The following is a 23,158-nucleotide window of genomic DNA, read 5'->3' on the forward strand; positions in this document are numbered from 1 at the left end:
ACACAAAGGGGTTGACCCCACATCGCACACACCAATATTACAGAAAATTAACATAGTAAGGAAACAAAATGATGTGTGAATGAATAGGGGCCAAATACTATTTTTATTTCTTTTTTTGCCTGATCAGATTCGCTCCGTTAGTTATTCTTTTTTCGTATGACTATAATCTTCTGCAAGGATAACTATAGTCTCCCTTGCGTATAACTATAGTTATACGCAAAGTACACTATAGTCATACGAAATAAAAGTAGCGAATGAAATAAGTTTGAATGGGGAACCGGCTATAAAAGAATGGCTATAGAAATCAATAAGAATAAGGGACTATCTTTGTTTAATTCATAACCGGTATGAAAAGGAAAATATCAGCAAAGTAGTTGCTTTTCCAAATAAAAATTCCTATATTTGAAATATAACAAAAGCGAGAACAATTATGGCTAACCCTAGATTACCGGGCATTTCCGAAAACGAGCAAGCCTTATTGTATGCCAAACTGAATGAATACAACCGAGGCAGAGCCTCTTTCAAAGAGGCGGGTGTTTACTTGGTGGTGTTACCCCGACCGGGAAAACCCAACTATTCCCTTTGGCTCTACTCTCCCCTGCCCGAAAAACAATCGATTCTTTACATACATGACCTGTCACCGGATATTAATGAATCTCTACGGATGGCAAGTACCCTATTTTATTACTCAAGACGTTGCCTTATCCTTGTGAATTATAACGAGAAGAGAATGCAGAGTAACGGTGACGACCTTATCTTCTTCGGGAAGTATCGCGGACATTTCCTGCATGAAATACTGAAGATAGATCCGGCTTATTTAAGTTGGATAGCCTATAAGTTTACTCCGAAAATTCCGAAACAGGAACGATTCGTCAAGATAGCACAGGCTTACCACTCCATACATCTGGACATTATGCAGAGAAAGTCCAGAGAAAAACGTGCGTTAAGCCGGTATTTGGGAGAGATAGGAGAAAAACTCACAGACTTAAAACTGAAAGTGACCCGTGTACGGCTGGAAGACGACCCGTACAAAACAAGAGTGAACGGCACCACTCCACAGTTTTTTGTCAAACAGACGCTCACGCTGACGGATGCCGGCGGAAACCTGGTCGTCATGAGTGTTCCGTCAAAAAATCCCAGTGCGGTATCATGTACTTTATCCGGGATAGAGCATGAATACCGACTGGGAGAGATTGTCTACGCCGCATCGGCGAAAGTGTCACGCCGGTACGAAAGCTATGGTGCTAAATATACACGTCTGAGCCATGTGAAGTTCGCAAGTCTCAACGTTTAGTCCAATCGTCCTTGACAAAGCTTGCCGGATAAAAGACTTTATCCACAATGCCGTCTTTCTGACGAATCCAGGAAGTGAATGTGCGGGCGCCTTCATCCAATACGATGATGCGGGCACCGTTCGGCAAATGATTATACACCGTATTTCCACCGGTATAACGCCCGTAAGCCAAAAGGATATTTTTCCACATGACCGCATAGTCGTTGTCATGGTCGTGTCCGACAAATATCCCCATCACGTCTCCCGCTTCTTTCATGGCGGCAAACATTCCTGTATTTATTCTAGGGGCACAGACTTCTTCCATACGTGTCCCACGAAAAGCTGCGTTTTCATCGCGAACGGCTTCGTGATATTCGGGCAAAGGTATATGAAAAAAGGCAAGGGCAGGTAGCGGTTTCCCACCATTCTGTTCTTTATACGCGGCGCTCTGCTGACGATACCAGTTTATCTGGTCGAACGTAAGCCAATTATATCCCTTCACATCTTTCAAAGGTGAATAAGAGTGAGAGTCCATACAATAAAGCAGGGCTGCATCCTTCTTTGAATCGGAAGACGATTTGACGGTCAATACATAATCCGGTGACAAAGCAGTTCCTCGGTCAGGCAGTAAATTACCTGGAACGGTGCGAATGATGTCATATAGCTGCGACCGTGTCAATCCCTGTTCATCATCATGGTTGCCAAAAGTCACAACGAAAGGAAGCTTGCGCTTGGATACCTGTTCCAAGACCTTCAACATGCCGGAATCGGCAGGTGCTGCGTAAACGACATCGCCGGTAAAAACAACCAAATCCGGTTGTTCGGCATCAAGTACTTGATTGATACGTTCCAATGCTACATCAGAAGCCGGATTACCATACTTGAAGTGCACATCGGTGAATTGCACAATCTTGAACTTACCATCTTTACCAAACTTCAGTTCACTCTTTTGAGCCATACAAAAAGTAGTTGCCAACAGTAAGATTAGTGTTAAGTGAAATCTCAAAAGTCGAATCATAATTATTCATATTAGGGGGTTAATTATTCTTCTCTATCAGTACTGTGGCATAGGCTGAGATACCTTCTTCGCGACCTGTAAACCCGAGTTTCTCGGTTGTAGTCGCTTTTATGGAAATATCATCTGTATCGATGCCCATGACTGTTGCCATCGTCTCCTGCATCAAAGGAATATGTGCTTTGAGTTTCGGACGCTCGGCACAGATGGTGGCGTCAATATTGCCGACCTTATATCCTTTGGTAGCAATCAATTCCACAGTCTTTTTCAACAGAATCTTGCTGTCTATATTTTTATATTCTCCCGCTGTATCGGGAAAGTGATAGCCAATGTCGCGCATATTTGCCGCTCCCAACAAGGCATCGCAAACGGCGTGCAATAATACATCAGCGTCCGAATGTCCCAACAATCCTTTCGTATGCTCCAAAAGGATACCGCCGATCCACAGTTCGCGCCCTTCGACCAACTGATGTACGTCGAAGCCAAAACCTACTCTTATTTTCATAATTTGTTTAATAAATGAGTACTGACAATTGTGATAGTGGTTGATGATGAATGTTTGAAGCTCAATCAACGGATATAAAAATCCAGCAGTTTCTCCCCTCCCAGATAGCCTTGCAAGTGTTGTCCGATACTGACAGGTCCGACACCTGCAGGAGTACCGGTGAACAGCAAATCACCGATTTTCAATGTAACAAATCGGCTGACATACGCTATGATATCATCTACTTTGAAAAGCATGTCCGCCGTACAGCCTTGCTGCACTTCTTTACCGTCAATCAACAGGTTGAAGTTCAGATTCCGAATATCCTTATAGCGATCTACGGGAACAAAATCCCCGATAGCGGCAGATGAATCGAAACCTTTACACAACTCCCAAGGATGTCCCTGTTCGCGGAACTTCCGCTGAAGGTCACGGGCTGTGAAGTCAATGCCTACCGTCACTGCATCATAATACCGGTTCGCAAAACGGGGAGCGATATTCTTCCCCAATCGGTTGATTCGGACGACCAGTTCCGTTTCATAATGTATCTCGTCAGAAAAGTCGGGAATGAAAAACGGTTTGCCATCTTTTAGAATAGCAGAGTCCGGTTTCATAAAAATGACCGGTTCCGTATTTACCCGTGTATGTCCCAGTTCTTTGTTATGCTGGGCATAGTTCATTCCTACTGCGATAATCTTCATTATTTCTCGTTAAAATTCAATCGGTTAAACATCACGGCCAGGTGGGCATAAAGGGAAGTATTCTGTACGACAATATTCTCAGGCACGCGAATACGGAAAGGAGTAAAGTTCCATACCGCCTTTATGCCACCGTCTACCATCTTGTTTGTAATCTCCTGAGCAATATTAATAGGCACTGTCAGCACACCGATATTCACATCGTATTCTTTCATCTTCGCTTCAAAATCGTCGGAATGAAAAATAGGGATTCCGTCCAAGTCCTTTCCTACCAATTCCGGATTGACATCAAAAGCCGCGACAATCTCCAATCCGAAATGCTGCAAACCCGAGTCGCGAAGCAAAGCTCCACCTAAGCTACCTACACCAAACAAAAAGGCTTTGTGCATATTGGTAAATCCAAGAAAGCTCTCCAGCACTTCAATCAGTGCGTCGATGTTATAACCGACTCTCGTACGTCCCGAAATATTAACGTACGACAAATCCTTGGCGATTTGGGAAGCGTCAATATTTATTTCCTTAGAGATTTGTGTGGAAGAGACATATTGCTCTCCTTTTTCTTTCATTAGTTTCAGATTAGACAGATACCAGGGAAGTCTGCGCAAGGTAGGCTCCGGCACTTTATCCGCCTCTTTCCGTATATAAGTGCTCATATTTCTTACAAAATTTGCTCTTTTGCAAAAGTACATTATTTTTTGAAATTGACAACCGTATCATGGAAAACCTTAATAGAGATTAAACAAAACAATGAAAAGTGGTACAAATTTTGCTCTTCTCCATAAGTTTGATACTTTTGAGAAGAAATAAAAATGACGAATATGAAAAAAAATGATTGGAAAGACAGACTGAACATCGTGTATTCCACGAATCCTGACTTCGGTTATGAGACGGATGACGATGAAGAACAGACCACCCTTGATAAAGCCAAACAAAACCTGCGAGTTTCCATCGATAAAAAGAACCGTGGCGGAAAAGTGGTAACATTAATTACCGGGTTCGTCGGTACGGAGAATGACCTGAAAGAACTCGGCAAACAGCTGAAAAGCAAATGCGGTGTAGGTGGTTCGGCAAAGGACGGAGAAATCATCATACAGGGAGATTTCAAGACTAAGATTATGGAACTGCTTGTCAAGGAAGGATATGCTAAGACAAAAGGTATAGGCGGTTGAACATAAGAAACGGCCACTGCGAACATTCGTGTGACCGTTTTCTATCTACTATATTTTAAAAGAAGATTATTCAGCTTTCAAAGTGAAACGCTTGAAGTCAACAATCTTCAGTTCAGGATCAGCGGCAGCCAATACTTCTCTTACAGTCTTCTTACCTTCCATGATATCTTCCTGGTTCAGCAAGCAAACTTCTTTCAAGAACTTACCCAGACGACCTTTAGCGATGTTCTGAATCATTTGTTCAGGCAGGTGTGCAGCCTTCTCAGCAGAAACAGTAGCAATGATTTCTTTTGCTTTCGCTACATCTTCAGCAGTAATCCAGCCTTTAGCCATGTTGCTTTCCATGTGTTCTTCGCTGTCCACATGAGCCGGGTTGATGTTAGCTTTCTTCAGTGCAGCTTCTACAGCTTTCTGTACCTGTTCAACTTTTGTCTTCTCAATGGCAACCTCGATTTCTTTCTGTTTTATTTCTTCAGAAACACCGTCTTCATCAATAGCAATCGGGTTCATGGCAGCAATCTGCATAGCTACTTGCTTAGCCAGCTGCTCGTTAACTTCCTTGTTGAAAGCAACAATAGTACAAAGGCCATTTCTGTTCATGTGGTTGTAAACAGCTGTGCATACCCCCTCTACAGTCATGTAACCGTCAAGTTCCATTTTCTCACCTGTGATACCACTACGGTCAGTCACTGCATCCTGTACAGTACCGTTACCCATTGGCAATGCTTTTACTTCATCCAAAGTCTTACATTTGTTAGCCACAGCAAGATCAAGAATATCCTGAGTCAGTTTCACGAAATCAGCATTCTGAGCCACAAAGTCAGTTTCACACTTCAAAGCAACGATAACAGCACGGTCACCGGTAGTTTTTGCCAAAACGCAACCTTCTGAGGCTTCACGTTCCGAACGCTTAGCAGCAACAGCTTGTCCTTTCTTGCGGATAATTTCCATTGCCTTGTCGAAATCGCCTTCCGCTTCGGTCAACGCGTTTTTGCAATCCATCATACCAGCTCCGGTCATTTTGCGCAGCTTGGTAATATCAGCCATACTTACAGCCATAATAATTTCTTTTATTTAAATGAATAATAATTTTCAAAACAAAAAATGTGCCAATCTGCCAATCAAGATACAAGCGTATAAGCATACTCTTGCACATCAGCAAATTGGCACATTTTATATATTAAGCCTCTTCGTCTTCCTTGATGAAAGCAGCAGCTTTAGCTGCGTTGATAGCTTCTTCGTCAGACTTGTCGAGTCTAGCTTTCACAGATTTTTTCTTGCCTTTGTTGGCAGGAGCTTCACCGGCAGCTTCCATGTCGATCTTTTCAGCTTTTCTTTCTTCCAAGCCTTCGATCATAGCAGCGCAACAAGCATCCAGGATAACTTCTACCGATTTAGTAGCGTCATCGTTAGCAGGAATTACGAAATCTACGTTTGAAGGATCAGAGTTAGTATCAACGATACCGAACACAGGAATACCCAAACGGTTCGCTTCGCGAACAGCGATATTTTCTTTCATTACATCGATAACGAACAGTGCAGACGGCAGACGAGTCAGGTCAGCGATAGAGCCCAAAGTCTTGTCCAATTTTGCACGTTGACGTGAAATCTGAAGAATTTCTCTCTTAGAGAGGTTAGAATAAGTACCATCGTTAGTCAATTTGTCGATAGTAGCCATTTTCTTCACAGCCTTACGGATAGTCGGGAAGTTGGTCAACATACCGCCCGGCCAGCGCTCGATTACATAAGGCATATTAACAGATTGAGCTTTCTCAGCTACAACTTGTTTAGCTTGTTTTTTAGTAGCAACAAAAAGAACTTTCTTGCCTGATTTGGCAATCTGTTTCAAAGCTTCAGCAGCTTCGTCTACTTTTGCAACTGTTTTGTGGAGGTCAATGATGTGAATACCATTGCGTTCCATGAAAATATAAGGAGCCATTGCAGGATTCCACTTTCTCTTAAGGTGTCCGAAGTGGCATCCGGCTTCCAATAATGTATCAAAATTTGTTCTTGACATCTTGTTTTTCTTTAAATCGTTTACTTTCTTTTTTGTTTTTCTAAACCAACCGCCGGGTAGTCTGTAAGCAGAGTCCCAGTAGTTTAGATACTAAACATATTCCTTGACCAGGCAACCCATTAACGTTTGCTGAACTGGAATCTTCTACGAGCTTTCGGCTGTCCCGGTTTCTTACGTTCAACAGAACGCGGGTCACGAGTCATGAAGCCTTCTGCACGAAGAGCAGCTTTATCTTCAGCGTTGATTTTAACCAGAGCACGGGCAATTGCCAAACGCAAAGCCTGAGACTGACCAGTGAAACCGCCACCGCACAAGTTTACTTTGATGTCATACTTCTCAGCAGCACCCAACTTGTTCAATGGTTGTTTTACAACATACTGAAGAATAGTTGATGGAAAGTACTCTGCAAGGTCTCTCTTGTTAATAGTAATCTTTCCTGTACCTTCGCTTACGAAAACACGTGCAATTGCACGTTTACGTCTGCCTAATGCATTTACTACTTCCATTATATCTTATTTATATGAATTAATATCAATCATTTTCGGGTTCTGAGCTGCATGTTTGTGTTCGCTACCAGCGTAAACATACAGGTTGTTCAGCAATTTAGCTCCCAGAATGTTCTTAGGAAGCATGCCCTTCACTACTTTTTTCAGTAATCTCTCTTCACCGTTCGGTTTAGCAATCAAACGGGCAGGAGTCATCTCTCTCTGACCACCGGGGTAGCCTGTATATGACAAATAAACTCTGTCATTCCACTTGTTACCAGTCAGTTTTACTTTGTCTGCATTGATGATGATAACGTTATCACCGCAGTCTACGTGAGGAGTAAAGTTCGGTTTGTACTTTCCTCTCAACAATTTTGCAACTTTTGCTCCCAGACGACCCAATGTTTGGTTTGTAGCGTCAACAATAACCCATTCTTTGGTTACAGTTGCTTTGTTGGCAGAAATGGTCTTGTAACTTAAAGTATCCACTCTAATTTTTGTTTTTTAAATGTTACTACTAAAAATTTTCTTCACCACTCATTAGTCTTCCCCGGACAAAGGAGTACTAACTTGCTATGAATTAATCTCTTATCATTTTTGATAATAATCGGCTTGCAAAAGTACGGCTTTTCTTTGAATTGGCAAACTATTTTTGTATATTTTTCCGGTAGATACCAATATTGTCCTAAATAAATTTTGAGCATGAGCTAACTGACTATACTGTTAAGTATAGCCTCGAGAGTTCAAAATCAATCCCCCCTAATCGTTTTCGATGGTTTCGGGAGGTGGTGTAAATGGTTGATCAAGCCATTTTTGGAGGTCGATTTTGGTAAATGTGTTCAGCCGGAGGGTGACCACAAGGTTAGCCAATGCCCATTTGTATCTTGCGATGTGCTTTAGCCATGTCAGAATCAGCATTGTAGTCATAGCAGTCCATATTTGGGTCTCTACGGCATTGCGGGATGTGCCGATAAAGCTCTTGATGCGTAGCAGTTGCTTGAGGTTGCGAAAGAAGATTTCTATGTTCCACCGAGCCTTGTACAGAGCCGCTATGCTTGATGCTGCCAATGTGAAGTTGTTTGTGAGTAACTCAATTTCAAAACCGTGTTCATCGTTCCATACTGCGATGCGACGTAAACGTTTGGGATATTTGGATTTGGCCGCCGAGAGTTCGAACTCGATTATTTCGTCAATAAGTACATTCTGAGCGTGTTTTTCAGGCAAAGGCAACTCCTCTATGGCTTTGTACCGGATATTGTCTTTATGACGCACTACAAAGAACACGTTGCTGCTGTCCCAATTATTCAGCAATGAGTAGTCACAGTAGCCTCGGTCGGCTACTACAATACTATACGGATGTAACTCAATATCAAAAGCAGCTTTGTTGTCGGTGGTTTTGCCATCGGTGATATTCACGAACTCCGGCAAAAGACTGTCATAGTCCAATAGCGTGTGCATCTTGACCGCCCCCTTGGTGGTAGTGTAATGTGCCCAGTCATATATTGACAGAGTCAATGACACCAATGTGGAGTCGAGCAGTTTTATCGGCATCTTGAAACGGAACTTTCTTCGTTGCCATAGGGCTTGCTGTCCGAAATACTGAAACAACGAGTAGAATATGCCGCGAAAAACCGAACTGTCTCGGTTGGCGTTCTGATATGCTACCGTTGACTTGGATGGTGCACGGTTGATTCCCAAATGATTGAGGTTGCCGGTGGCTGATTTCAGCCCGTTTGAGATATCTCTGACTGAATCACATCCTGAGAATTGGCTGAAAATCATGCTAACAAACTGACTCCATGTATTGTAGCCCTTACAATGCTTGTCTGACCCCGAAGATTTTATGATTTTCCTGATATTTTCTTTCGGGAGATGTGATATTACCTGTGCGAAAAGTGTTATATTTGCCATAGGAAGTAGATGAGTTGGTGGCTCGCTACTAAGGTAGTCATTTTACCTTAGTTCTACTTCCTTTTTATTTGTTCCCCCAATTTATTTAGGACAATATTGGGTAGATACTTCTATCAAGTGGCTCACTAGTAACCGTTATTATCCATTCCAATTCAAAAACATCATTTCAGTTTGAGGCACATCATTATATACATATATGCCTTCTGCACCGGAATCCAGCAACGTATAAGACCTTATTGAATGTATCATAAGCTGCCTAAAATTAAAGCAACTTTCACATTCCTATATTTTTATCGCACAATATCTTCCGGAAACTTAGCCGGCATCTCCACCCGTTTCCAAGTTTCATAGTACCAAGTATTCAGTTCGTTTCCATTCAAATCATTCTTGATAAAGTATTTTAAATACAAAAAGTCACTGTCCTTAATCTCAAATTCGAGAATATTATCCTGATTGTCCAACATCGGAAGATGGATATTCTTTTCTATACTTTCTTTATAAGAATCATCCGTCAGCAGTTTCCATGTCCCATATCCTGTAATAATCGCACTGGAACCGGGGATAACGGTGAAGTTCACGATTCTTCCGTCTTCACTCAATACCTTAAAAGTATTACTGGGTTTCAACTCTCCCGGAACATCGGGAGATTCCGATACATAGTGGCAAAGTTGCCAGATTCCTTTCAACTCGGTCACCTTGATTTTAGTTTTCTTCTGGGCCATCGCACCTGTTACCGCCAACAACATGATTGAAAGCATGGTAAAGAAATAGAGTTTTTTCATTGTCGTATTATTTTAGTTAACACTCTCCTATGCGTATCCCCAAATATAAAAAATTATTTTGAGAATAGAACAATGAACGGCATAAAAAAACTCGCATAACCGAAAGATTATGCGAGTCTTACATAACTTATACCGAAATATCAGAAATCTGCATTTCTGGGTGTACGCGGGAACGGTATCACGTCACGGATGTTCGACATACCTGTTACGAAAAGTAACAAACGTTCGAAACCGAGTCCGAAACCGGAGTGAGGACATGTACCGAACTTGCGGGTATCCAGATACCACCACATATCCTTCATCGGGATATGCATCTCTTCGATACGAGCCAGCAGCTTGTCATAATCCGCTTCACGTTCGGAACCGCCGATAATTTCACCGATTTTCGGGAAAAGAACATCCATGGCACGTACGGTCTTACCATCCTCATTCTGCTTCATATAGAAAGCCTTGATGTCTTTCGGATAGTCAGTCAGGATAACCGGACGTTTGAAATGTTCTTCCACCAGATAACGTTCGTGCTCGGAAGCCAAGTCCACGCCCCAGTAAACCGGGAACTCGAACTTGTGGCCTTTAGCCACAGCCTCTTCCAGAATCTTGACACCGTCTGTATAAGGCAAGCGCACGAAATCATCTTTCAATACACCTTGCAGACGCTCAATCAATCCTTTGTCGAACATATCGTTCAAGAATTTTACATCGTCCGCACAGTTATCCAACGCCCACTTCACACAATATTTGATGAACTCTTCAGCCAAATCCATATTATCCGCGATATCGTTGAAAGCAACTTCCGGCTCAATCATCCAGAACTCTGCCAAGTGACGGGGAGTATTGGAGTTCTCGGCACGAAACGTAGGTCCGAATGTGTAAATAGCTCCCAAAGCAGTAGCAGCCAGTTCACCTTCCAACTGACCGGAAACTGTCAGACTTGCCTGCTTGCCGAAGAAGTCGTCATTATAAGAAATGGAACCTTTCTCGTCTTTCTTCAGGTCATATAGGTTCATGGTAGTCACCTGAAACATCTGACCGGCACCCTCACAGTCCGAAGCTGTAATGATCGGCGTATGGAAATAGAAGAAGCCTCTCTCATGGAAAAACTTGTGGATAGCAATCGCCATGTTGTGACGGATACGGAATACTGCGCCAAAAGTATTCGTGCGCGGACGCAAATGAGCAATCTCACGCAAGAATTCCATCGAGTGACCTTTCTTCTGCAACGGATATGTATTATCGCAAGTACCCAGCACTTCGATTTCACGAGCCTGTACTTCCACCTTTTGGCCGGAGCCTACAGATTCCACCATTTCACCGTTCACGCTAATACAAGCACCAGTGGTAATCTGTTTCAGCATCTCTTCGTTGAAATTAGCCAAATCGACTACGACTTGCAGATTATTTATTGTAGAACCGTCATTCAGTGCGATAAAGTTTACTTGTTTGCTACCTCTACGGGTGCGAACCCATCCTTTCACGTTGACCATAGCGCCGATGTCCGTACGCTTCAACAGATCAACAATTTTTGTTCTACCAATCTTTTCCATTTAACTTTTTCTTTTTAGATACAAGAAGACGAGGTTTAAAACGCAAGATTCATTTCTTCCTGCTTTCTTTCCTCGTCCTCTGTCAAGTTGTTATTTATTAACTTATTATTCAAACGATCCCATGCGGAGGTAGTTTACTTCTGCTTCTGACAGGTAACGCCAGTCTCCGCGACGCAGCCCTTTCTTGGTCAGCCCGGCGAAGAACACACGGTCGAGTTTTACTACTTTATAACCCAGTGATTCGAAAATACGGCGAACGATACGGTTCTTACCGGAGTGAATTTCGATACCGACCTGATCTTTCTTGAAATCATCTGTATAACTGATTGCATCTGCATGGATTTCACCATCTTCCAACTGTATACCGGCTGCTATCTGCTCCATATCCGCTTTTGTCAGGTTCTTGTCCAAATGAACATGATATATTTTCTTCTTCAGGAATTTCGGATGCGTCAGCTTGGAAGCCAGATCACCGTCATTCGTCAACAAAAGTACACCAGTCGTGTTACGGTCAAGACGTCCTACAGGATAGATACGTTCGTTGCAAGCGCCTTTTACCAGATCCATCACCGTGCGGCGTTCCTGCGGATCATCCGATGTAGTAACCGTATCTTTCGGCTTATTCAGCAATACATATACCTTACGTTCGATGCTTACCGGTTCATCGTGGAACTTAACCACATCCGAACGTTTGATCTTTGTACCCAATTCCGTTACCACTTCACCGTTTACAGAAACCACACCTGCCGTGATAAATTCATCAGCCTCTCGACGTGAACAAACACCGGCATTAGCCAAAAACTTATTCAGACGGATCGGTTCATTCGGATCAACAAACTGTTCCCTGTACTCGATCTGTTTCTTTATGCTATACTTAGCATTCGGATCATAATCGCCGATACGCGGACGAGGACGATAGCCTCCTTGTGAACGGTCATTATTATATCTCGGACGGTAGCCACCACCGTTGTTGCTACGATAGCCACCACCTTCGACATTGTTGAAACGAGGACGATACGGACGGTCACCACCTTCACGATTGTAATAAGGACGTTGAGGACGGTCGTCACCTCCACCGTTATTAAAGCGGGGACGGTAAGGACGGTCGCCACCTTCGACATTATTGAAACGGGGACGTTGAGGACGGTCACCACCTTCACGGTTGTAGAAAGGACGTTGAGGACGGTCATAAGAGCCGCCTTCTCGGTTGTAAGAACGTTGAAGACGTTCGCCTCCTTCATTATTGTTATTGAAGCGAGGACGATACGGACGATCGCCACCTTCACGATTGTAAGAAGGACGTTGGACGCCATAAGAGCGGTCGCCATACGAACGCTGCGGACGTTCGCCTCCTTCATTGTTGGCATTAAATCGCGGGCGATACGGACGATCCCCACCTTCACGGTTGTAAGAAGGACGATACGGACGTTCTCCACCATCTCTGTTATAAGTCCTGTTACCATCACGGCCGGCACCTGTATTCTCTTCATTAAAAGAATTTTCGCGCCATTCTTCGTTTTCTGTGCTCATTTTTTTATTCGAATAAAATTAGACTTTGGCCTCACGGCCTATTAAAAAACACGTTTATTATATAAGTAAACAATTAAAGCCCCGTATAAGTATGCGGAGTGATTGCTCTTAACTCTTTTTTAATATCTTCGCTTACATTCAATTCTTCGATAAACTCTTTAATAGAACTTTCTGTAATAGCCTGATTAGTCCGGGTTAAAGCTTTCAAGGCTTCATACGGATGCGGATAAGCCTCACGGCGGAGAATCGTCTGAATAGCTTCTGCCACCACGCTCCAGCAGTTATCCAAGTCACGATAGATAGCCGGTTCGTTCAGCAACAATTTACGCAATCCCTTCAAAGAACTCTGAATGGCAATCACGATGTGACCGAAAGGCACACCTACATTGCGCAGCACTGTCGAGTCTGTCAAGTCACGCTGCAAACGGGAAACAGGAAGCTTCACAGCCAAGTGTTCCAGGATAGACGTTGCTATACCCAAGTTACCTTCCGCATTTTCAAAGTCGATCGGATTCACTTTATGCGGCATGGCACTCGACCCCACTTCTCCGGCTTTGATCTTCTGCTTGAAGTACTCCATAGAGATATACTGCCAGAAGTCACGATTCATATCGACCATAATCGTATTGATACGCTTCATGCTATCAAAAACAGCAGAGAGGTTATCATAGTTCGAAATCTGCGTAGTATATTCTTCACGTTCCAGCCCCAGTTTTTCTGCAACAAACCGATTACCGAATTGCTTCCAGTCATATTGAGGATAAGCTACATGATGCGCATTGTAATTTCCGGTAGCACCACCAAACTTAGCGGTAATCGGACATGCCTTCAACATGGCCAGCTGGCGTTCGAGACGATAAACGAATACCATCACCTCCTTGCCCAAACGAGTAGGAGAAGCCGGTTGACCGTGAGTTTTTGCAAGCATCGGAATGTTAGCCCATTCTGTTGCATAAGTTTTCAACTGCGCAATCAACTCTTCAATCAACGGATAGTAAACATGTTCCAATGCTTCTTTGATAGAAAGGGGAACAGACGTATTGTTAATATCCTGAGAAGTCAGTCCGAAGTGGATGAATTCTTTATAGTCATCCATCCCGCCCATCTTGTCAAATTCCTCTTTCAGGAAGTATTCTACGGCCTTCACGTCATGGTTAGTCACACTTTCGATATCTTTAATGCGCTGTGCGTCTGCTTCAGAGAAGTTACGGTAGATATTCCGTAAAGTTTCAAACACGTTGCTATCGATTCCTTTTAATTGCGGCAAAGGGAGTTCGCACAAGGTGATAAAGTATTCCACCTCTACCTGTACACGGTATTTAATCAGTGCAAATTCTGAGAAATAAGCTGCCAAAGCTTTAGTTTTGCCTCTATATCGACCATCAATCGGAGATATGGCCGTTAATACATCAAGTTCCATACGTTCTCTTAGATAATTATCAGGTTGCAAAATTAATTCTTTTTCCTGAGTTATAAGGCAAAAGAAGAAAGAAAGTTTGTATAAAAGAGGTAAGAAATAAAAAAAGTCTCACGAATCCCTTCGTAAGACTTTCAAGACTTCGACATCTATATCTGTAATGCTTTCGCGTGGGCGTTGACGGATTCGAACCGCCGACCCTCTGCTTGTAAGGCAGATGCTCTGAACCAGCTGAGCTAAACGCCCTTGTTAATGAGCCGGAAGTGCTTGTTTTTTTGTGGGCGTTGACGGATTCGAACCGCCGACCCTCTGCTTGTAAGGCAGATGCTCTGAACCAGCTGAGCTAAACGCCCTTACACTTCCGTTTCAAAAGCGAGGCAAAGGTACGGCATTTTTTGAAATCTGCAAACTTTTCATGTATTATTTTTCAAGAAAGTTTTTGTATAGTAAAGAAAAACTCTGATTATCAACAAATAAAACAAAAGAGTTTTTTTCTTACGACTTTCACTTCGTCCAGTCTGCTAATAGATAAAGCAACCTATTCCCGCTCCTATCACACAACGAGTGCCTTTATATTTCCTTACCGTTCGTAAATACAAACTTCCTTTCGTTCGATAGAGATTCGCTAAACTCAAATCCTTCCCAGGAGAAGCTTTTCAGATCCTCCGGATTCTCAATCCTGTTTTTCAGGATAAAACGTGTCATCTCACCGCGGGACATCTTTATATAGATAACTATCGAAGCCAGCTTTCCGTTCTTCCATACTTGAAATTCGGGAGTAATGACACGTACTTCTTTCTCCACCCGCTTCCAGTCGAACAGGCTTTTCATTTCGTCACTAGCCAGATTACAAAGTATTCCGCCCGCTTTCTTTATATCTTCGATGAATATATCCGTCAAACGTGACTGCCAATAAGAGAACAGGGTTTGATACCCCAATTCCGGTAACACGACATCGCCCTCCAAACGATAGGAACGGATGGCGTCCAACGGCCTCAACAACCCGTAACAGAAAGAAGTCAGCCGCAGATGTCCCTGCGCATACTCAAATTCCTCATTAGAGAAATCTTTGGCATTCAAACGTTTGAACACGATACCGGTATAAGCCAGCAGAGCAGGCAGTTCCGGTGCGTCCTCGGCATGAAAGACCTGATAACGTTTATAATTCTCCACAGCTATCTTAGCATTTACACGCAACAGACGTTCCAACTCATCCACCGAAAACTGCGACATCTGCAGTGCAATTTCAGACGCTTCTTTTTGAAAACGCGGAATTGTATTCAAAGGAACTTTCACCTTTGAAGTCTCACTCATTGTCTTGGCACAGGATAAAAGTACTAACATGCTTCAATCTAATTTTATCTTTTCAAGAAACAAAAATAAAAAATAATTCGCTTCTCTCACTGAAGAATAGCTGAATTATCCTTATTTTCACCGCATAATTAACTCTAATCATTCATTCATAACAAAAAATACCTTATGAAACACACACTGATCGCCCTAAAAGTGCTATTCTTATTAACGATCTTCTGTTTGACCGGGAATTTATCCTACGCCGCCGTTAATCCGAAACCGTTCGTTATCCCCGAATTGAAACAATGGACAGGAAAGAATGGCAACTTCATCCCCGAAACGGATACGAAAATCGTCTGCACTTCCTCCAATCCCGAACTGCAGAGAATAGCCCGACTGTTTGCCGATGATTATCGACAGATGTTCGGACAGACATTGAGCGTGACAGAAGGCAAGGGCAAAGCCGGAGATTTCGTCCTATCCCTGTCGACCGACAAAAAACTGGGACAAGAAGGTTATGCCATCCAAATAGCCGACCGCGTGGCGCTCTCCGCCCCGACTCCTACCGGACTTTACTGGAGCACGCGCACCCTTCTGCAGATAGCGGAACAAACCACTGACCACCAACTTCCTAAAGGAGTCATCCGCGATTATCCCGACTATCCCATCCGGGGATTCATGATAGACTGCGGCCGGAAATTTATACCGATGTCTTACCTGCAGGATTTGGCGAAAATCATGGCTTATTATAAGATGAATACCTTGCAAGTCCATCTGAACGACAACGGATTCAAACAATATTTCGATCACAACTGGAAGAAGACATACGCCGCTTTCCGCCTGGAATCGGACACTTACCCGGGACTGACTGCCCGGGACGGCTCTTATTCCAAAAAAGAATTTATCGATTTCCAGAAACAGGCGGCAGCCAACTTTGTAGAAATTATACCGGAAATAGATATTCCCGCACATTCACTTGCATTTACCCATTACAAACCGGAAATCGGCAGCAAAGAATATGGCATGGATCATCTCGACTTGTTCAAGCCGGAAACTTACGAATTTGTAGACGCGCTGTTCAAGGAATATCTGGAAGGAGACAATCCCGTATTTGTAGGCAACCGCGTACACATCGGTACTGACGAATACTCGAATGCCAAGAAAGAGGTAGTAGAAAAGTTCCGGGCTTTCACCGACCGTTACATCCGTCTGGTAGAGAGCTTCGGCAAGCAAGCTGTAATATGGGGCGCACTCACTCACGCCAAAGGCGATACTCCTGTCAAATCAACGGATGTGATCATGAACGCCTGGTACAATGGATATGCCGATCCGACAACCATGATAAAGGATGGTTATCAGCTTATCAGTATCCCTGATGGAATGGTTTATCTGGTTCCTATAGCCGGATATTACTACGATTACCTCAACGAATCATTCTTATATAACAAATGGACACCCGCACATATCGGCAAAGCCGTATTCGAGGAAAAGCATCCTTCCATCCTCGGTGGTATGTTTGCCGTTTGGAACGACCATGTAGGTAACGGAATTTCCGTGAAAGACATTCATCACCGTGTATTCCCCGCCCTGCAAACCCTTGCCGTAAAAATGTGGACAGGCAAAGAAACCAGCCTGCCTTACGAAATATACAATGAAAAGCGCGCCGCCATCAGCGAAGCACCCGGAGTCAACCAGTCGGGAAAAATCGGCAAGAGCCCCGCATTGGTTTATGAACGCTCCACTGTTGCTCCCGGCAGCGTTTCCGATTATCCTGAAATCGGCTACGACTATACAGTCAGCTTCGACATCACAGGAGCACAGGAGAAAAGTGGAACAGAATTATTTCGCTCGTCCAATGCCGTGTTCTACCTGACAGACCCGATTCGCGGCATGATGGGTTTTGCACGCGATGGTTATTTGAACACTTTCCCATATAAGATAAATCCGGGAGAGAAAGCTTCGATCCAGATTGAAGGTGATAGCCGTAGCACAACACTTAGAGTGAACGGAAAAGTTATCGAAGAAATGAATATGCAGAAACTTTACTTCAACGAAGGAAAAGACTCTATGAATTATATCCGCACATTGTTTTTCCCACTGGAAAAAGCCGGAAATTTTAATAGCCGGATAGAAAACCTGAAAGTATACAATTACCGTGTAAGCAAGCGACAGTAAGCCCCCCAAAAAAGGAAAAGTTCTCCCAAAAGAGAGGCCATCTAACAAGTCCTATTTTAACGATTTCACCCCTGCCAGAATACGATTTGGCAGGGGTGATTTCCAATTACTGAGACCTGTTAGACAGCCTATTTTCTTGAGATAAACTGTTAAAGCAGCTTATTTATATTCCTGCCAGCTCTTGATCTGAATATCACCCAATTTCAATTCGCAGAATGCATCGATAAAGGCACTTGCCAGACGAGCATTTGTAATCAAAGGAATGTTGTGATCGATTGCACCACGACGGATACGATAGCCATTTGTCAATTCGCGTTTGCTGTGATTCTTCGGAATGTTTACGATCAAGTCAAACTTATGGTCTGCGATCATCTTCATTACATTGTTCTCCGCACCCGGTTTTTCATCCGGCCAGTAAACCGGAGTTGTGTCTACTCCATGAGCATTCAGGAAGGCAGAAGTTCCGGCAGTAGCGTAAATCTGATACCCCTTGGCAAACAACATACGGCTGGCATCCAGCAAATCTACTTTCGATTTCATTGCACCGGAAGAGAACATGATAGCTTTTTCAGGAATCTTGAATCCGGTAGCGATCATCGCATTCAGCAATGCTTCAGAAAAATCATCGCCGATACATCCGACTTCACCCGTAGAAGACATATCCACACTCAATACCGGATCAGCCTTATGCAGACGAGAGAAAGAGAACTGAGATGCTTTTACGCCAATCCAGTCGATATCAAACGCTGATTTGTCCGGACGTAAATATGGAGCATCCAGCATGATGCGGGTAGCAGTTTCGATGAAGTTACGCTTCAGAACTTTAGAAACAAACGGGAAGCTACGAGAAGCACGCAAGTTACATTCAATAACTTTCACTTCGTTGTTACGAGCCAAGAACTGGATATTGAACGGACCGGAGATATTGAGTTCTTTGGCAATCTGACGACTGATCTTCTTAATACGGCGTGCTGTTGCAAAGTAAATCTTCTGTGCCGGGAACACCAATGTAGCATCACCGGAGTGAACACCGGCAAATTCCACGTGTTCGGAAATTGCGTATTCCACAATTTCACCATTCTGAGCAACTGCATCAAACTCAATCTCTTTTGTATTTTCAAGGAATTGAGAAACAACCACCGGGTATTCTTTAGAAACTTCAGCAGCCATCTTCAGGAAGTTTTCCAACTCTTCGTCATCATAGCAAACATTCATAGCCGCTCCCGAAAGAACGTAAGAAGGACGAACCAATACCGGATAGCCGACTTTTTCTACGAATCCTTTCACCTCTTCAAGACTAGTCAGTTCCATCCATGCCGGCTGGTCAATACCCAGTTGGTCAAGCATCGCAGAAAATTTGTTACGATTTTCAGCACGGTCGATAGAAATTGGAGAAGTACCCAGTACAGGAACCGACTGCCGATAAAGTTTCATTGCCAAGTTGTTCGGAATCTGTCCGCCTACAGAGACAATCACACCGCGAGGTTGCTCCAGATCGATTACATCGAGTACACGTTCAAACGAAAGTTCGTCGAAGTACAGACGGTCGCACATATCATAGTCAGTAGAAACCGTTTCAGGGTTGTAGTTAATCATGATAGACTTATACCCCAACTTGCGGGCTGTCTGAACGGCATTTACCGAACACCAGTCAAACTCAACCGAGCTACCGATACGGTAAGCACCTGATCCCAGTACCACTACTGATTTTTCATTCTTGTAATAGTTTACATCATACCCTTCCACTGCATAAGTCATATACAGGTAGTTAGTCAGTTCCGGATGTTCGGAAGCGACGGTATTGATACGTTTCACAGCCGGAAGAATACCCAAAGCTTTACGACGAGCACGTACAGCCAGATTTTCTTTCTCCATATTTCCAGATGGGTTCAATACGAAACGGGCAATCTGGAAGTCAGAGAAACCTAGCACTTTAGCTTCACGCATCACATCGGCAGGTATATCTTCCACCTTATTGTAAGCAGACAGTTTTGCTTTGTAATCTACGATATTTTTCAATTTGCCAAGAAACCACGGATCAATCTTCGTCAGCTCATGGATACGTTCGATGGTGTACCCCTCTTCCATGGCCTGTGCAATAGAGAAGATACGCAAATCTGTCGGATGGGAAAGCTCTTTATCAAGATCGTCAAAATGCAGTCCGTCGTTACCCACAAAACCATGCATACCCTGACCAATCATACGAAGACCTTTCTGGATAATTTCTTCGAAAGAGCGACCGATAGACATGATTTCACCTACCGACTTCATGCTTGAACCGATTTCACGAGACACACCGGCAAACTTAGTCAAATCCCAACGAGGAATTTTACAGATATAGTAGTCAAGTTGCGGAGCTACGTATGCGGAATTCGGAGTGCCCATCTCACCAATCTGATCGAGTGAATATCCCAACGCAATTTTAGCAGCAACAAAAGCCAATGGATAACCGGTAGCTTTAGAAGCCAATGCAGAAGAACGGCTCAAACGGGCATTTACTTCAATTACACGATAATCGTCTGTTTCAGAGTTGAAAGCGTACTGAATATTACATTCACCAACGATGCCTAAATGGCGAATACATTTCGTAGATAGTTCTTGCAACATTTTCAGTTCTTGGTCGTCCAACGAGCAAGTAGGAGCCACTACGATTGATTCACCGGTATGAATACCCAGCGGGTCAAAGTTTTCCATGCTGGCCACGGTGAAGCAGTGGTCTTTAGCATCACGAATAACTTCAAATTCGATTTCTTTCCATCCTTTCAGCGATTCTTCTACAAGGATTTGTTTAGAGAATGTGAAAGAGCTTTCGGCCAGTTTCAGGAATTCCTCTTCGTTGGCACAGATACCGCTACCAAGACCACCTAATGCATAAGCAGAACGTACCATGATAGGATAACCGATTCTGCGTGCAGCAGCAATGGCATCTTCCATGTTTTCTACTGCCTGGCTCACCGGAGTCTTCATCTTGATTTCATTCAGTTTCTTCACGAATAAATCACGGTCTTCTGTATACATGATAGCTTCTACCGATGTACCAAGTACCTTTACTCCGTACTTATCAAGAATACCCTGTGTATAGAGTTCCGCACCGCAATTCAGTGCTGTTTGTCCGCCGAATGCCAGCAAGATACCATCCGGACGTTCTTTCTTGATAATTTCTTCTACAAAATAAGTGTTTACGGGAAGGAAATACACTTTATCGGCAATCCCTTCAGAAGTCTGAATAGTTGCGATGTTAGGGTTTACCAATACTGAGCTGATACCTTCTTCTTTCAAAGCTTTCAGTGCTTGTGAGCCTGAGTAGTCGAACTCTCCGGCTTGTCCGATTTTGAGTGCTCCAGAACCCAAAACGAGAACTTTCTTGATTTCCTTTTCCATTTCTTTTGTTGTTATAATAAGTTGTTGTTTCTAAATTCGTCCATAAAAAAAATGCGTTACCCTCAAAAAAGGATTAACGCATTACTAAAGAACTAAAATATCGTTTTTGAAGAAAAGAGAAGAAACCTGTCGTCTCCGGGTGCAAAACATCCGAATGTAGATAATACTTACTTCTGATTTCTTGTTGATTCATTGTCGATTTCAAAGTTTGTGCAAAGTAACGACATATTTTGCACATAGCAAAAAGAAACACCTACTTTTTTACCGAAGTAGTTTGCTGTTTTTTCTAATAGAAAGCACATTTTCAAAACAAACAGTAGTAAGCATAAATCATGAAGTAACTACATTTTAGTGCTCCTTTCAGTTTTTATCGCTATCTTTGCCGCCAAATCTATATTAATAAGGTACTAACAATGGGAAAAGAAAAAATCATATTGACGGGAGACCGCCCTACCGGCAGACTTCATATCGGACATTATGTAGGTTCATTGAAACGCAGAGTTGACTTGCAGGATGCAGGTGATTATAGTAAGATGTTTGTCTTCATTGCCGATTCACAGGCATTGACAGATAATATAGACAACCCGGAGAAGGTACGCCAGAATGTGATTGAGGTTGCTCTTGACTATCTGGCATGCGGAATAGACCCTTCCAAAACGACCATCTTCATCCAGTCGCAAATACCGGAACTGTGCGAACTCAGCTTCTACTATATGGACCTTGTAAGCGTATCCCGCTTGCAACGCAACCCGACTGTGAAATCGGAAATTCAGATGCGCAACTTTGAAGCAAGCATTCCCGTAGGTTTCTTCACCTATCCCATCAGCCAGGCTGCGGACATCACAGCTTTCCGTGCAACGACTGTCCCCGTAGGCGAAGACCAGGAACCGATGCTCGAACAGGCTCGCGAAATCGTCCGCCGTTTCAACTATATATATGGTGAGACATTGGTAGAACCGGAAATCCTGCTGCCGGACAATGCTGCCTGTCTGCGTCTGCCGGGAACTGACGGTAAGGCAAAGATGAGTAAGTCACTCGGCAACTGCATCTACCTGTCCGAAGAACCGGAAGAAATCCAGAAGAAAATCATGAGTATGTACACCGACCCGGGACATCTCCGCGTACAGGATCCGGGAAAGATTGAAGGCAACACGGTATTTACGTACCTCGACGCTTTCTGCCTCCCCGAACATTTCGAACGTTACTTACCGGATTATCCGAACCTGGCTGAACTGAAAGCCCATTATCAACGTGGCGGACTGGGTGATGTGAAGGTAAAACGTTTCCTGAATTCTATCATGCAAGAGACGTTGGAACCGATTCGCAATCGCCGCAAAGAGTTCAGCAAGGATATCCCCGCTGTTTATGAAATGTTACAGAAAGGTTGCGAAGTAGCCAGAGCCGCTGCTGCCGAAACTTTGGCTGACGTAAAGAAAGCAATGAAGATTAATTACTTTGATGACAAGGAATTGATTGAAGAACAGGTGAAGCGTTTCTCTCAGGAGTAAAAACATTTCGTCCAAGAATAAAAAGCATAATATAAGGTAAGAGGCGGTCTAACAAGTTTAGGCGGTCTCTTTTCGTTTTGATTACAGGCAAAAAAATAAGGCTTTCTCGCTGAAACTCAGTTGGAAATCCTTTTTCATGTTAAAGATTTTGCGTATTTTTACAATAAAGAAACCCTTTACTTAAAAAACAAGATATTAAGAACAGAAATGAATCCATTATTCTAATTATGACGGACTAAGCAACACAGTCATATCGGATATTTGCAGCGTATAACTTATTCTGTAAGATTTCGCTTTCAGCTTCTTCAGCCACTCTGAAATCCTTTATCCATCGGCATCTCGGCTGAAAGCAGACCTCAAAAGTAAAAAATATTGCTTTCAGCCGTTTCATGATACCCCTTCATCATTTATTTGTTAAATCTCTATCTAATACGATAATCTCGTGTTCTTTCGCAGGATTAGATCTCTTCAATTGA

Annotated in this window: 19 protein-coding genes and 2 tRNA genes; 4 read left to right on the forward strand and 17 right to left on the reverse strand. The window is 43.2% G+C overall.

The window, feature by feature from the left end; translation table 11 throughout:
• Positions 1–430: 430 nt before the first annotated feature.
• The gene (locus AB9N12_RS03915; protein WP_369889865.1) at positions 431–1,294 is read left to right on the forward strand and encodes a hypothetical protein; all 864 of its coding nucleotides are present in this window, start codon (positions 431–433) and stop codon (positions 1,292–1,294) included.
• Here the strand turns inward: AB9N12_RS03915 and AB9N12_RS03920 are convergent.
• From AB9N12_RS03920 to AB9N12_RS03935, 4 genes are all read right to left on the reverse strand, one after another.
• A complete protein-coding gene (locus tag AB9N12_RS03920; protein WP_369889867.1) occupies positions 1,284–2,291 on the reverse strand; it encodes a metallophosphoesterase in 1,008 nt (335 codons plus the stop codon). The two genes, AB9N12_RS03915 and AB9N12_RS03920, sit on opposite strands and share 11 nt — an antisense overlap.
• A 19-nt stretch (positions 2,292–2,310) precedes the next feature.
• Complete coding sequence (ispF, locus tag AB9N12_RS03925) at positions 2,311–2,793, reverse strand: 2-C-methyl-D-erythritol 2,4-cyclodiphosphate synthase (RefSeq protein ID WP_369889869.1); 483 nt, start codon at positions 2,791–2,793, stop codon at positions 2,311–2,313.
• Between the two features lie 65 nt (positions 2,794–2,858).
• The gene (locus tag AB9N12_RS03930; RefSeq protein WP_369889870.1) at positions 2,859–3,473 is read right to left on the reverse strand and encodes a fumarylacetoacetate hydrolase family protein; all 615 of its coding nucleotides are present in this window, start codon (positions 3,471–3,473) and stop codon (positions 2,859–2,861) included.
• Positions 3,473–4,123: a redox-sensing transcriptional repressor Rex gene (locus tag AB9N12_RS03935; protein ID WP_369889872.1), complete on the reverse strand. Its 651-nt coding sequence runs from the start codon at positions 4,121–4,123 to the stop codon at positions 3,473–3,475. The genes AB9N12_RS03930 and AB9N12_RS03935 overlap by 1 nt, the downstream gene beginning before the upstream one ends.
• Positions 4,124–4,288: 165 nt before the next feature.
• On the opposite strand from AB9N12_RS03935, the gene AB9N12_RS03940 reads away from it, so the two are divergent.
• Entirely contained in the window at positions 4,289–4,639 is a 351-nt protein-coding gene (locus AB9N12_RS03940; protein WP_369889874.1) for a translation initiation factor, read from the forward strand.
• 66 nt (positions 4,640–4,705) lie between these two features.
• Here AB9N12_RS03940 and tsf read toward each other — a convergent pair whose 3' ends face one another.
• The 12 genes from tsf to yaaA form a co-directional block, all read right to left on the reverse strand.
• The gene (tsf, locus tag AB9N12_RS03945) at positions 4,706–5,698 is read right to left on the reverse strand and encodes a translation elongation factor Ts (RefSeq protein ID WP_369889876.1); all 993 of its coding nucleotides are present in this window, start codon (positions 5,696–5,698) and stop codon (positions 4,706–4,708) included.
• Positions 5,699–5,819: 121 nt separating this feature from the next.
• Positions 5,820–6,656: a 30S ribosomal protein S2 gene (gene rpsB / locus AB9N12_RS03950; protein WP_024987603.1), complete on the reverse strand. Its 837-nt coding sequence runs from the start codon at positions 6,654–6,656 to the stop codon at positions 5,820–5,822.
• Positions 6,657–6,775: 119 nt separating this feature from the next.
• A complete protein-coding gene (gene rpsI, locus AB9N12_RS03955; protein ID WP_369889878.1) occupies positions 6,776–7,162 on the reverse strand; it encodes a 30S ribosomal protein S9 in 387 nt (128 codons plus the stop codon).
• A gap of 6 nt (positions 7,163–7,168) precedes the next feature.
• Positions 7,169–7,630: a 50S ribosomal protein L13 gene (gene rplM / locus AB9N12_RS03960; RefSeq protein ID WP_369889880.1), complete on the reverse strand. Its 462-nt coding sequence runs from the start codon at positions 7,628–7,630 to the stop codon at positions 7,169–7,171.
• Between the two features lie 270 nt (positions 7,631–7,900).
• Complete coding sequence (locus tag AB9N12_RS03965; RefSeq protein ID WP_369888970.1) at positions 7,901–9,052, reverse strand: IS4 family transposase; 1,152 nt, start codon at positions 9,050–9,052, stop codon at positions 7,901–7,903.
• 290 nt (positions 9,053–9,342) lie between these two features.
• Entirely contained in the window at positions 9,343–9,834 is a 492-nt protein-coding gene (locus AB9N12_RS03970; protein ID WP_369889882.1) for a DUF4488 domain-containing protein, read from the reverse strand.
• 140 nt (positions 9,835–9,974) lie between these two features.
• Positions 9,975–11,378 carry an asparagine--tRNA ligase gene (gene asnS, locus AB9N12_RS03975; RefSeq protein ID WP_369889884.1) on the reverse strand — a complete coding sequence of 468 codons (1,404 nt, stop codon included), beginning with the start codon at positions 11,376–11,378 and terminating at the stop codon, positions 9,975–9,977.
• 105 nt (positions 11,379–11,483) lie between these two features.
• Positions 11,484–12,908, reverse strand: coding sequence for a pseudouridine synthase (locus tag AB9N12_RS03980; RefSeq protein ID WP_369889886.1), 1,425 nt, complete (start codon positions 12,906–12,908; stop codon positions 11,484–11,486).
• 73 nt (positions 12,909–12,981) lie between these two features.
• On the reverse strand, positions 12,982–14,328 hold the full coding sequence (gene purB / locus AB9N12_RS03985) for an adenylosuccinate lyase (RefSeq protein ID WP_369892799.1): 1,347 nt from the start codon (positions 14,326–14,328) through the stop codon (positions 12,982–12,984).
• Positions 14,329–14,496: 168 nt separating this feature from the next.
• A tRNA-Val gene (locus AB9N12_RS03990) sits at positions 14,497–14,571 on the reverse strand.
• Positions 14,572–14,603: 32 nt separating this feature from the next.
• Positions 14,604–14,678, reverse strand: a tRNA-Val gene (locus AB9N12_RS03995).
• Between the two features lie 217 nt (positions 14,679–14,895).
• Positions 14,896–15,669 carry a peroxide stress protein YaaA gene (gene yaaA / locus AB9N12_RS04000; protein ID WP_369889888.1) on the reverse strand — a complete coding sequence of 258 codons (774 nt, stop codon included), beginning with the start codon at positions 15,667–15,669 and terminating at the stop codon, positions 14,896–14,898.
• Between the two features lie 135 nt (positions 15,670–15,804).
• Between yaaA and AB9N12_RS04005 the strand changes: the two genes are divergently transcribed.
• A complete protein-coding gene (locus AB9N12_RS04005) occupies positions 15,805–17,793 on the forward strand; it encodes a family 20 glycosylhydrolase (protein WP_369889890.1) in 1,989 nt (662 codons plus the stop codon).
• Positions 17,794–17,952: 159 nt separating this feature from the next.
• On the opposite strand, the gene carB is transcribed toward AB9N12_RS04005, so the two are convergent.
• Positions 17,953–21,174 (reverse strand): carbamoyl-phosphate synthase (glutamine-hydrolyzing) large subunit, encoded by a 3,222-nt coding sequence (carB, locus tag AB9N12_RS04010; RefSeq protein WP_369889893.1) that lies wholly within the window; start codon positions 21,172–21,174, stop codon positions 17,953–17,955.
• Positions 21,175–21,587: 413 nt separating this feature from the next.
• On the opposite strand from carB, the gene trpS reads away from it, so the two are divergent.
• Positions 21,588–22,682, forward strand: coding sequence for a tryptophan--tRNA ligase (gene trpS, locus AB9N12_RS04015; protein WP_369889895.1), 1,095 nt, complete (start codon positions 21,588–21,590; stop codon positions 22,680–22,682).
• Positions 22,683–23,158 lie beyond the last annotated feature (476 nt).

This window comes from Bacteroides sp. AN502(2024) (assembly GCF_041227145.1).
GTDB lineage: Bacteria > Bacteroidota > Bacteroidia > Bacteroidales > Bacteroidaceae > Bacteroides.